This is a genomic window from Candidatus Chlamydia sanziniae, assembly GCF_001653975.1.
Classification (GTDB): Bacteria; Chlamydiota; Chlamydiia; order Chlamydiales; family Chlamydiaceae; genus Chlamydia; species Chlamydia sanziniae.
This window is the reverse complement of record NZ_CP014639.1, coordinates 1-12,207: the sequence shown is the minus strand read 5'-3', so window position 1 is coordinate 12,207 and position 12,207 is coordinate 1. Positions and strand designations below refer to the sequence as shown.

Genomic DNA, 12,207 nt, shown 5'->3' with positions numbered 1-12,207 from the left:
GGGTTCTATTCCTTAGTTAAAATTCCTGAAAATTCTACAACAGCAAATTGTAATAGTGTATCTGTCGTTGCTGATCCTGCTAAAGAGGGTGATGTGTTTGCCTTTACAGAAAGAACAACTTTGGATAAAGACTGTTGCTGCACATCTGTTTGTGGAAGAAGACTTTGCTCTTCGTAAAGAGAGGTTGTTTTAGGGGTTGGCAAAGGAGTCGGCTGTGCCTGCTCCAAGTCAAGTTCTTTAGGATCTCGAAGACTTTCCCATTCTTTCGTCTGTATGGTTGAAACAAGCTGAGATAGTGTTGGCCTGTGGAAAATCCGGATTAAATGAATAATTGAGGTTTCTAAAAACGTTTGTTCAAAAATTGTATGCTGCAAATGACGAGCAGATTCCCCAAGAAAGTCTATCATTTCCAAGAGCTGCTCTGGTTGATATAGACCAGCTATTTTTGCTAAACGTGAGCTGGGATCACTGATAAAAAGTAAGTCACGGTAAAATAATGTAAACTCATGCAAAAATATTGTAGGGACTATGCCAGCATTTAAAAGAGCTGTTACAGGAGTTAAAGCAGCAAGGACATCTCCTTGACGGATAGCTTCTTCTAAAGCACAAAAAGTGTCTAAGGAAACTAACCCTAACGCGTCAGCCACGGCTTTAGTAGACAGAGTGTTCCCAAGTAAAACAGTAGCATAGTCATAGAGAGACTCTGCATCACGTAAGCTTCCCTGAGCCGCACGGGCGATAGGCACTAGAGCTTCTTTAGAAGTTTCTATAGAATTATCTTGAGCCATGAGTAAGAGCTTCTCTATAATCATAGAGTCTGGAATTCTCTGTAGGTGCAATTTTTGACAACGGCTCAAAATAGTACTTGGAACTTTATGAATTTCTGTAGTTGCCAGGAAAAACTTTACATGACGAGGAGGTTCCTCCAAAGTCTTCAATAAAGCATTGAAAGCTTCTTTAGTCAGCATATGCACTTCATCGATAATATAGATTTTATATTTTGACTTTGCAGGAGAAAAGAGCACAGTTTCATTGATCTGACGAATATCCTCAATTCCTCGATGTGAAGCACCATCGATTTCAATGACATCTAAGGAAGAACCTGCAGTAACCTCTTTACAAGAAGCACATGAGTTACAAGGCTCGCCTTCGGCACTTAAATACGTACAGTTGAGAGCTTTGGTAAAAATTCGCGCTAATGTAGTTTTTCCCGTACCACGAATTCCTGAAAATATATAAGCATGCACTGCACGCTCTAAAAGAAGAGCATTTTTTAATACAGTAACAATGGAACTTTGCCCAAGAATTTCAGCAAAATTTTGTGGACGGTATTTTCTAGAAGAGGCTTGATAGGAGACTTGAGTCATGAGGTATCATCCTAAAAGTATTTCAAACATGTGAGTTTTATATACGGGCTTATTTTCCCTTAAGATCTCTGACAGTAAGGGTAAGAAGCATGCTGTAATTTCACTATACTACATGATATTGAAAATTATCGCATCTAATGACTCATAGCTCTTGCAAAGATAGCGTATCATTTAAGAACTTAAAAAGTATTTAAAGATTTTATTGTTTTATTTCTTTGATACTCAAGAATCTTTCGAAAAACTTGTAAGTGAACGGTGTTTTTTTGTCCTATATGGAGGTAGAGTAAGACTTTAGTACTTTAACAGCGAGTAGGATTGAATTAAGAATATAAAAGAAGAATTCTTCAGAAAAACGGAAGCAGTCTTATAAAAAGGAATTGTTGTATATCACAGCTCAGAGGATAGGGCTACAATCCCTTCGTAGAGGGCTTAAGAAAGGTTGATATAGTATATGTAGGGTGGAAGCGTGGGAGAATACGGAAGAAAGCATTAGAGATGTTATCTTATTTATTTTTTTGTTTTGTCTATTTTGATTTTGCATGACTTGTTTGTCTAGTCTAATCCAAAAAACTCTCTGAGAGCTTGCATACAACTTCAGGAGAAAACAATAACAGGATAGGGGAAAATGCATTCATAGTGTTTAGGTAAGTAAACAAGAAGGCGTCTAAGCCTACTTAGATGCTCCAATTATAGATTTGTTCGAAATATGAAAAGTCTCCGCAACTGGTAGTTGCAAACAAATTGCCCGGCTTTCATAAGTCATCCCTAATCTAAGTAGAATCATAAGAGCTAAAAAAACTTACTCTGTTTGGTTGAGACATGATTTCAATGGTTCTTTAAAAACTAAAGTTATCTACACACGCTAGAGGGAATACCTTTATTCCTAATGCGAGTAACTTTACTCATAATATGTTTTACGTGTAGAAGCAAGATGCTTTATAGAACCAGTAGTGGATTATAAACCCTGTCGTAAATTTAAGCAGTAGGCTATTCCAAGTATAAAAGCAGAGATAATAAGAGAAAGTAGGAGTAGGGGAAGGAGGAGCCCTGTGCCACCTATGATTGCTGTTATAAAAGGAAGGTATAGGAGGTAGTATGTAACTGCACATGCTTGACTACGACATTTAGAGTTTGGCAGATAGCCAAGCTGCATTCCGATATTCGCAGTAATGTTGTTCTGATTCTTGTAAAGATAGTATGCATGAATCCATCCTACAAGAGGAAGACATGCTAATATCATACAGGAAAGCTTATACATAGGGAAATTCTTTGCCTCAAGAGTTATAAAACCAGCATTAACCTTAGCTGTGGATTTATCTTGGAAGATATGTTCGTGACTCTCGATAGTATAAGCATTTATTGCAAGAAACTCAAGAGACATGGGCATTACTCAACATGTAAAAGTTTGCCGTTGATTATTTGCGGAAAAAACATTTTATTACTAAATTGGAATTTAAGTCAAGACTCTTAGCTACTTCGCAAAGACAGAGAGCCCTCTTGATGGATTTTATTTCACACAGGGGTCATTAGGAATAGCTAAAGGTTGGCTTGTGTAGGGGAGCAAAAAACTTTTTCCAAGAATCTAGGAATGTTAGAGCTGTAATGGCTAGGCTACCTTGCAATGGATGATAAGGTGGAGGGAGTTCAATACTGTGAAATCTATGTAAATGTAGCCTTAGGCTGGCTGCTTTCGCTAGGACAATAGCATCATAACGCCCATGTTTGAGTTGCTGTAAACGTTCTTCTATAGTCCCACGGATATCCATGATGTGTGCTTGAGGGAAGTGCTGTTTTAGTATTTCCGTGCGACGAATTGAAGAGCTGCCTATGCGATGCAATACATGGGGTAAGGAGTGCACGTGGTAATGTCTGCCATAGATTAAAAGATCTGCAGGATGCAGACAGCGTGTTAGAGCCACTATGGGAAGTGGAGAAGGTCGGGGGAGATCCTTAGCGGAGTGGACAGCGAAGTGACAGATTCCCTTATGAACAAGGGCATCCACATCTCCAGTAAAGAAGTGGGTATTCTCTACACAGCGTAAGGAAGTCTTTTTGTCACGGTCTCCTTCAGTTTTTACAGTATGAAGATGAAATCGAAGTTTAGGATACCAAGCTCGGAGCAACATAAGACATTCATAAACTTGCATTTTAGCTAAATTTGAACTACGAGACGCTATATGTACAGGGCGTTTGCCGTGGAAAAAATTAGAAAGAAATGGATCAGCGTAGCAGGCGGATAACATCTTTGATTGTTTTTATTCCTTGGATATCAAAATTTTCAAGACTTTCTTTGGGAAGACTGGAGATCTGTCCTTCAGGTACTACGGCTCCTTGAAAGCCCATGAGCTTGCTCTCTTTAAGACGTCGTTCTAGATGTGTCACATAACGGATCTCTCCTCCTAAACCCATTTCCCCAATAAAGGTAAAGTTCTCCGGGGGAAGGCGATTGTATAATGAAGAAGCTACGGCAAGTACAGTCCCCAGATCTGCAGCAGGTTCCGTGATTTTTAAGCCCCCAGTCACTGAAAGAAAGACATCCATAGTAAACAGCTTTACTTGAGCACGCTTTTCTAACACAGCAAGGAGTAGAGAAAAACGATTAGGATCAAAGCCTGAGGTTTTTCTAATCGGGTTGGTGAAGGGAGAAGGAGATGCTAAGGCTTGGAGTTCTATAAGTAGGGTTCCTGAACCTTCAATTACAGGGATAACTACAGAGCCTGTGGTGGTTGTTCGAGTTTCCTGAAGAAAAAGACCAGAGGGATTTGCAACTTCTTTGAGCCCGTCAGTATGCATAGAGAGAATCAGCAATTCGTTTGTAGGGCCAAAGCGATTCTTTATTGAGCGTATCATTCGATAATTTGCATGGGAGTTTCCTTCAAAATAGAGAACAGTATCGACGAGGTGCTCTAAAACACGAGGCCCAGCAATTTCTCCAGACTTAGTTACGTGGCCAATAATAAAAGTTGTTATTTGGGAGCGTTTGGCTAAATGCATTAACTCAGCAGTAACTTCCCGTACTTGAGCAACAGAACCCGGAGCAGACTGTAAAACGGGATTAAAGATAATTTGAATGGAATCTATAATCAAGACATCGGGAGCTACTCTACTGATTTGCTGCTTAATATTTTCAAGATTCGTTTCGGGACAAAGGAAAATCAAATGAGAAGAAATATTCAGACGTTTTGCTCTTAATGAAGTTTGTGTTATGGACTCCTCGCCACAGATATAAAGGACTTTATAGCCTTGTGTAGCTAAGTTTGCCGAAGTTTGTAAAAGGAGTGTAGATTTTCCAATGCCAGGATCTCCTCCAAGGAGCGTTAGACTTCCTCGAACAACACCCCCACCAAGAATTCTATCCCATCCTGCATAGTCAATACAAAGTCGTTCTTCTTCTTGGATTTCTACAGTATTTAGAGAAACAGCTGCAACTACAGAAGGTAAGGAAGATTTTGAACGAGTGGGAACAGTATAATATTCTTCAACAAAAGTATTCCACTGGAGACAACTAGGACATTGTCCTAACCATTTGGAAGTATGAGTTCCGCAATGATTACATATCCATTGTGTTTTGGTTTTCATAGTCATGGGTTTCTAAAGCTTGTTGTGCTGCGAGTTGTTCTGCTTCTTTTTTAGATGTGGCACATCCCTCTCCCCAAATTTCCTTATTCACTACTACCTGAACATGATACCCCCCCGTTCCTCCAGGAGTCGTCAATAGTGTAGCTTGATATAGAGGTAAGGTTCGTAGGTGCTTTTGTGTAAGTTGTTGAAGGCGGTTTTTGGGATTTCCCAACATTAGAGGGAAAATTGCTTCTTTAGATGGCAATAGGGGAATAGTAATTTGCCTTGCTAGAGCCAGACCATGATCAAGATAAATAGCGCCTAAAATAGCTTCAAAGAGATTGGCATATGCGGAAAACTGTCCACGTTGATTTTGAACACGCTCTCCCCTACCTATAAGAAGGTACTGGCCTACTCCTAAAGCCTGGGTATAGCTGTAACATGCCTTGGCATTTACCAAAGCAGCACGGACGGTAGATAACGTTCCTTCATCTAAGGCAGGAAAGAGTGAGAATAAATATTCAGTAACAATAAGGCCAAGTACAGCATCTCCTAAAAATTCTAAACGTTCACTATCTTCAATAGAAGCCAGGGATTCGTTTTTATATGAGGGGTGGGTAAAGGCGGTGATTAATAATTGAGGTTGGGTAAAGGTAATTTTTAATTTTACTTCGATTGCCCGAATATTTAAAGACTCACTCATAAACTTTTGGTCTTTTTTTGTTTGAATGCAGGAGCTTTTTTATAGGCGGAAAAAGGCTTAAAGTCTATAGTGCTTTTGAATTTGTTGTCTTATTTGGGTAAGTATGAGGTTTGCACTACACCTCGAACACTTGCGTCATTTCCAAAATCACGGTTCTATTTTATTTGAAGCGCTTCTAACAAAATACGATTGTCTTGAACTAGAAGTGAAATTACGCAATTTTGTGAGCAAGGTTTCAAAAAATACACAAGATATACGCTGGCGGGGAAATTTATTCCGCTCCATCCCTGAAATTAGTTTAATGATACATAAGCGTCAGTTGTCTTCTTTTGCCGCTGAATTTGTTCATCGCCCCAAGCTTTCTTTAGTGCGCGATCTTTGGGTTTTTTCTCATGAAGAAGTCCTTGAGGGAGAAGAGGATTGTACGCTTTTTCTTTCTCTTTCTGGAGCTAGCATGGGAAGTGGTGTCTTTTTTGTAGGACCCTATCCTACAGATCTTTGTCGGCTAGAGCCAAAAGCTACAGGATTGTTGCTTGCCTTTTCTTCCATAGGTCATCCTATCGTTTAAACTTATTTTTTTAGTAGATTTAAAAAGAATTTACTTGCCTCTCAAGATTGTTTATGTTTATTAAGCTTCTTAAATCTATACCAGGTTCTTATGAAGCTATTGAAACAACGTATTGAAGCTCTTTATGATACAATAACAGCAAAAAATATTCTGTTTTGGCTATCAGGAGATTTCCCCGAGCAGGATAAAAAGGAAATTACGCAACTTTTAGATCAAAATCCTCAATACCTTAAAGAGCTGTTTAGTACTACCCTAGTGTTTGGCACGGGAGGATTACGTAGTCCTATGGGAATCGGCACAAATAGAATGAATACTTTTACTGTACGTCGTGCTACTCAAGGGCTAGCACAGGTGTTGCGTTCTCATCAACGCCATGTAGAAGATATGCCTTGTGTTGTTATAGGCTATGATACGCGCCACCATTCTTTAGAGTTTGCTCATGAAACGGCTAAGGTTCTTGCCGGTAATGGTTGTAAGGCTCTTCTATTTAAAAATCCCGAACCGCTGGCATTAACCTCCTTTACTGTACGGCAGGAATCTGCTACCGCAGGAGTCATGATCACTGCTTCCCATAATCCTCCAGAGTATAATGGATATAAAGTTTATATGGCTTCGGGAGGTCAGATTCTTCCCACCCTTGCTGAAGAAATTGTTAAGGTTTGTGCACAAGTTGAAACAATTTTTTCCGTAGATTCTATAGAAGACCCTAAGATTCGCATTTTAGGAGAGGAATATGAAACTGCCTATATAGATACCGTCAGAAAATTACAACTGTACCCTGCAGATAACCGTAGGTCAGGAAAAACTCTACATCTTTCCTATTCTCCTCTACATGGCACAGGAGTCTCTATCCTTCCTCGTGTCCTGAAAGATTGGGGATTTTTACTTGTAAAACTTGTTGAGGAACAAGCTCTTCCCGATGGCGATTTCCCCACTGTACGTCTTCCTAATCCCGAAGATCCTGAAGCACTTGCCTTGGGAATCAAGCAATTGATGGCTAACAAAGATGATATTTTTATTGCTACAGATCCTGATACAGATCGTGTAGGCGTCGTCTGTTTAGACGAAGGTTTACCTTATCGTTTCAATGGCAATCAAATTGCCTGTTTATTGGCAGATCATATTTTGGGCGCATGGTCTCAACAAAGACAATTGGATAAAGAAGATAAGATCGTAAAAAGTGTAGTCACCACTGAAATGCTCACTGCTATTGCCCAACATTATCACGCTGATATTGTGAATGTAGAAACAGGATTTAAATATATTGGAGAGAAAATTGAGCTGTGGAGACATTCTCCCATGCGTTTTGTCTTTGGAGCTGAAGAGTCTTACGGTTATCTCTATGGCACTCACGTTGAGGATAAGGATGCAATTATTGCTTCCGCAATCGTTGCTGAGGCTGCTTTACAACAAAAATTGCTAGGGAAAACACTTCGAGATGCTTTGTTGGAGCTTTACGAAACTCATGGATATTTCGCAAATAAAACAGAATCTTTCGTCTTTTCGGAACAACACCATAAGGAAGAAATGCGTGAAAAACTGTCTCGCTTCGAAAAACAAATCACAAACTTTACTTCTTTAGGAAACTATAAAATTGAGAAATTTGAAAATTATTCCAAAAGTTTAGGAATGCATATGCTTTCCGGAACTACGTATTCTTTAGAGTTACCCCGAACTTCTATGCTGTGTTATTATTTTAGTGGAGGAGCCAGAATTATTATACGCCCCTCGGGAACAGAACCTAAAGTTAAGTTCTATTTCGAAGTCGTACATAAATACTCTGAGCCTACCACAGACAAGCATCTTCAAAAGCAAAGAGAGAAAGAGAGTTTCGAAACACTAGATCTCTTCATAACAGATTTCAAAGAAAAATTTTCTACTTTATAATTCGTGTAACTTGAGATAAAAATCCCCTTGTAGGAATATCTTCAAGCTATCTAAACTTCAACATGGAATTTCCTTAAAGAAAACTCTTGCGCCCTCAGGCTTTTTTTGTTGACTCAAAACGAGGTTGTAATGTTGTGATTTCTAAAAGAAACCCGTGATCGAAAGATTGAACACGAAGACCAAGAAGGATATATCTTATGAATTTTGTACCCTACACTCTGCCAAACTTGCCCTATGATTACGATGCGTTAGAGCCTGTAATTTCAGCTGAAATTATGCAATTGCATCATCAGAAACATCACCAAGCCTATATAAATAATTTGAATGATGCTTTGAATAAGCTCGATGACGCAGAAACTCAACAAGACCTTATTGGACTCATTGCTTTAGAACCCAACTTACGTTTCAATGGTGGAGGACATATTAACCACTCTTTGTTTTGGGAAATGCTTGCTCCTGTAAACGCCGGTGGGGGAGAGCTTCCCCGACATGAACTCTTAAAATTAATTGAAAAATTTTGTGGGACTTTTGACAATTTTTTGAAGAAACTCATTCACGTTGCCGCTACTATTCAGGGATCCGGATGGGCATGGTTAGCTTTTTGTCCCGAAAAAAAGGAACTTCTGTTAAAGGCTACAGCAAACCAAGATCCTCTACAAGCAGTGACGGGGAAAGTGCCTCTCCTTGGAGTGGATGTTTGGGAACATGCCTACTACCTCCAATATAAAAACGTTCGGGCAGATTATTTACGTGCTTTTCCTAAAGTAATTAATTGGGGATATATTGAAAATAGATTTATTGAAATAATTTCATCTAAATAATTTTAATTGGGTAATTTTAATTGCAGTGTTAACAACTTTAATTTAAAATTGCCTTCCAACAGAATTTTGAGTTAGGTAGTCTGTGCGTTTATTTTCTTATGACAAACCGAAGATTAAAGTGCAAAAAATTAAAGCAGATGGTTTTAGTGGTTGGTTAAAGTGTACGCATTGTCACGAGATGATTCATGCGAATGAGTTAGGACAGAATTATAATTGCTGTCCTAAATGCTCCTACCATTATCGTATCACTGCAATGGAAAGAATAAAGCTCCTTGCAGATCAAAATTCATGGCGTCCCCTCTACTCCAATCTTAGATCCCAGGATCCTTTGGAATTTGTAGACACAGATACCTACGCTAACCGCTTGAAAAAAGCACGTAAAAATAATACAGCAAGTGAAGGGGTTGTTGTTGGGATTTGTACCCTAGGGACATACCCTGTAGCGCTCGGGGTCATGGATTTCAATTTTATGGCTGGATCTATGGGTGCTGTTGTAGGAGAGAAACTCACGCGCCTTATAGAGGAAGCCATTGCATCTAAACTCCCTTTGATTATCGTTTCTGCTTCTGGCGGAGCAAGAATGCAAGAGTCTGTTTTTTCTTTAATGCAAATGGCTAAAACTTCAGCAGCCCTTGCTAAACTGCATGAAGCTGGCTTACCTTATATTTCTGTTTTAACTAATCCTACTTCAGGAGGAGTTACCGCTTCTTTTGCTTCCCTTGGTGATGTGATTCTTGCAGAGCCCAAGGCTCTTATTTGTTTTGCTGGTCCTCGCGTAGTTGCTCAGGTCATTGGTGAAGATCTACCTGAAGGAGCACAAAAATCAGAATTTTTACTCGAACATGGAATGATTGATAAAATCATTGAACGTAAAGAATTAAAAACTACTTTACGGACTTTACTTGATTACTTTTTAGCACAAGAATACACTGGCGGCAAAGATAAGTCTCCTAGAGATCTTTCTAGAAGACTCAAAGAAATTTTTTTATTGACAGATGATAGTGAATAAAACATCATGCTGCATTGCGTAACGACATTAGTATCCATATATGACAGTATTTTGTGAATTAGAGGCAGGGGGAGAGCTTCCGGAATATGCTACATCAGGGGCTGCAGGTGCAGATCTTAGAGCAAATATTCCCGAACCTCTTGCATTATTGCCAGGACACCGTGTACTTATCCCTATAGGATTGAAGGTGGAAATTCCTGAGAATTATGAGTTGCAGATACGTCCACGTAGTGGATTGGCATTAAAACACGGGATTACGGTTCTGAATTCTCCAGGAACTATCGATTCTGATTATCGCGGAGAAGTCTGTGTTATTATAATCAATTTAGGAGACAGTACATTTGTTATTGAGCCTAAGATGAGGATAGCGCAAGCTATTTTGGCTCCTGTAGTGCGGGCAGAGTTCATTGTTAAGGAAGAAAGCTTAGCAACAACACTGCGAGGATATAGAGGTTTTGGGCATACTGGAGAGAACTAACATGCCTTTCCATTGTCAAGATCAACAAGATTTTTCTTTATCCCCCCTTTTATCCCCTAGATTGATTATGTTTTTAAACAAACATTCTCGAAATGAAATTCTTCAAGACCTCACAGACCTTGTGGATTGTGCGGGTCTTCTTGAAAATAAAGAAGCTTTTTTCCAAGCTCTTGTCCACAGAGAAAATATTATGTCGACAGGGATTGGTATGGGGGTAGCAATTCCTCACGGTAAATTAGAAAATTGTTCTAGCTTTTTTATTGCGGTAGGAATCCATCCTCGAGGCATTCTGTGGGACGCAATTGATGGAGCTTTAGTTCGACTCATTTTTTTAATCGGTGGCCCCGGAAATGCACAAGCAGAGTATCTTAAATTGTTGTCAACACTGACACTTTTTCTTAGAGAAGATTCATGTCGTCAAAAACTTTTGCAAGTGAAGACAATTGAAGAAGTTATGAATATATTTGTGAGAATGTAGTTGTATGGATTTAAAATTAGAAGAAGTTGCTTGCTTATTGGATATTTCTGAACATACAGTACTGCAATGGTTAGAACAAGGAGCTATTCCTAGTTACAGCATGAATAATGAATATCGATTTAATCGAGAGGAAATTGAAGATTGGATTTTGCATAACCAATCTCTCTTAGTTCATGAGAGACCTGAAAACAAAGATACTTTTCGAGACCTCTCCTTAAAATATAGTTTGTATAAAGCAATTTATCATGGCGGGGTTCTTCGTAACGTCGTTGTTAACGATAAAGAAGAGGCTTTGCAATACGCTGCAAAATATATCGCAGAGAAGTTTCATCTAGACGAGAGTGTGCTTTTTGAAATGCTTCTGCATCGCGAACACTTAATGTCTACGGGTATAGGTAAGGGGATCGCTCTTCCCCACGCAAAAGATTTTTTAATTAAAGCCTATCACGATGTCGTTGTTGTCATGTTTCTTCCCAAGCCAATACAATATGGCGCTTTGGATGGGAAACCTGTAAACATTCTCTTCTTCCTTTTTGCTTGCCAAGATAAAAATCATTTAAATTTAGTAAATAAAGTTGTGCATTTAGGAATGTCTTCAGATGCGAGAAAATTTTTCAACAGTTATCCGGATAAAGAACAATTGCTTGCTTATATTAAGGAGTGGGAATTCCAAACTCACTAATTCTTATAGTCCCCAAAAGATTTGCAAGTCCAAGTTGTGAAAAAAATCCTTTTGTTGCTATGGTGATCACATAGGCTTCTAGGAGATTGTAGCAGCATGATGAGCTCTAAGCGTACCTCGCAATTGGCAGTGCTTTCAATTGTGTTAACATTCACTCATTCGGTAGGTCAAGCACATCCTGTACCCGCTTCTGTAGAGCTCAAAACAGTCTATATCGAGTCTCAATCTGCTAAAAAAGACCAGTCTTCGAGAAAGGACAAGCAGAAAGCAAGAAAATACTCTCGAATAAATAATGAAACTTGTCTTTCGCCTACTTCTTATGTCTTTTCTACTTCTAACACTGAATCTGCTGTCCTTCAGAAAAAAAGTAAGTTTTCCCGATGTTCTCCTCGTTCTGTTAAGAAAAATAAAACATTACAGCAAGCTCCTGGGGAAGTAGAAAAAACCACTAGAGAGAAAAGGTCGTTTACCTCATTTCTAAAGCGTTGTTTTCAAAAGTCTACAGAAGAAACACTTTCAAGTGATGCTCACCAAAAAGTCCAATTAGGTGGAGTTGTTCATGAAGGTTCTTTAGTTTCAGTAAAGAAGCACTGTGCTACCCGCTCCTCAGTTTCTTGTCCGGAATTTCTTGAAACACAGATTGTTCGAGCTCC

At 39.1% G+C, this 12,207-nt stretch carries 12 protein-coding genes and 1 pseudogene; 8 read left to right on the top strand and 5 right to left on the bottom strand.

All coding sequences use genetic code 11. The features are described from left to right. Nucleotides 1-5: 5 nt before the first annotated feature. From dnaX to rnc, 5 genes are all read right to left on the bottom strand, one after another. Entirely contained in the window at nt 6-1,367 is a 1,362-nt protein-coding gene (gene dnaX / locus Cs308_RS00065) for a DNA polymerase III subunit gamma/tau (RefSeq protein WP_066481142.1), read from the bottom strand. Between the two features lie 955 nt (nt 1,368-2,322). Next, nucleotides 2,323-2,748 (bottom strand): hypothetical protein, encoded by a 426-nt coding sequence (locus Cs308_RS00060; RefSeq protein ID WP_066481140.1) that lies wholly within the window; start codon nt 2,746-2,748, stop codon nt 2,323-2,325. Nucleotides 2,749-2,893: 145 nt separating this feature from the next. After that, nucleotides 2,894-3,610, bottom strand: a complete 717-nt coding sequence (locus tag Cs308_RS00055) for a hydroxymethylbilane synthase (protein WP_066481135.1) — start codon at nt 3,608-3,610, stop codon at nt 2,894-2,896. Next, nucleotides 3,588-4,952: a DNA repair protein RadA gene (radA, locus tag Cs308_RS00050; protein WP_066481134.1), complete on the bottom strand. Its 1,365-nt coding sequence runs from the start codon at nt 4,950-4,952 to the stop codon at nt 3,588-3,590. The genes Cs308_RS00055 and radA overlap by 23 nt, the downstream gene beginning before the upstream one ends. Continuing rightward, the gene (gene rnc, locus Cs308_RS00045) at nt 4,918-5,631 is read right to left on the bottom strand and encodes a ribonuclease III (protein ID WP_066481132.1); all 714 of its coding nucleotides are present in this window, start codon (nt 5,629-5,631) and stop codon (nt 4,918-4,920) included. The genes radA and rnc overlap by 35 nt, the downstream gene beginning before the upstream one ends. 103 nt (nt 5,632-5,734) lie before the next feature. Between rnc and Cs308_RS00040 the strand changes: the two genes are divergently transcribed. From Cs308_RS00040 to Cs308_RS05050, 8 genes and pseudogenes are all read left to right on the top strand, one after another. Beyond that, nucleotides 5,735-6,199, top strand: a complete 465-nt coding sequence (locus Cs308_RS00040) for a DUF5070 domain-containing protein (RefSeq protein WP_066481131.1) — start codon at nt 5,735-5,737, stop codon at nt 6,197-6,199. A gap of 90 nt (nt 6,200-6,289) precedes the next feature. After that, nucleotides 6,290-8,086, top strand: a complete 1,797-nt coding sequence (locus Cs308_RS00035) for a phospho-sugar mutase (RefSeq protein WP_066481126.1) — start codon at nt 6,290-6,292, stop codon at nt 8,084-8,086. Nucleotides 8,087-8,283: 197 nt separating this feature from the next. Then, nucleotides 8,284-8,907, top strand: a complete 624-nt coding sequence (locus tag Cs308_RS00030) for a superoxide dismutase (RefSeq protein WP_066481124.1) — start codon at nt 8,284-8,286, stop codon at nt 8,905-8,907. Nucleotides 8,908-8,989: 82 nt separating this feature from the next. After that, on the top strand, nt 8,990-9,916 hold the full coding sequence (gene accD, locus Cs308_RS00025) for an acetyl-CoA carboxylase, carboxyltransferase subunit beta (RefSeq protein ID WP_066481123.1): 927 nt from the start codon (nt 8,990-8,992) through the stop codon (nt 9,914-9,916). A 40-nt stretch (nt 9,917-9,956) separates the two neighbouring features. Then, complete coding sequence (gene dut, locus Cs308_RS00020; protein ID WP_066481120.1) at nt 9,957-10,394, top strand: dUTP diphosphatase; 438 nt, start codon at nt 9,957-9,959, stop codon at nt 10,392-10,394. Nucleotide 10,395: 1 nt separating this feature from the next. Further along, on the top strand, nt 10,396-10,872 hold the full coding sequence (locus Cs308_RS00015) for a PTS sugar transporter subunit IIA (RefSeq protein ID WP_066481112.1): 477 nt from the start codon (nt 10,396-10,398) through the stop codon (nt 10,870-10,872). A 4-nt stretch (nt 10,873-10,876) separates the two neighbouring features. Continuing rightward, entirely contained in the window at nt 10,877-11,554 is a 678-nt protein-coding gene (locus Cs308_RS00010; protein WP_066481108.1) for a PTS sugar transporter subunit IIA, read from the top strand. A 99-nt stretch (nt 11,555-11,653) separates the two neighbouring features. After that, a pseudogene (locus Cs308_RS05050) lies at nt 11,654-12,207 on the top strand (hypothetical protein); the annotation flags it as partial.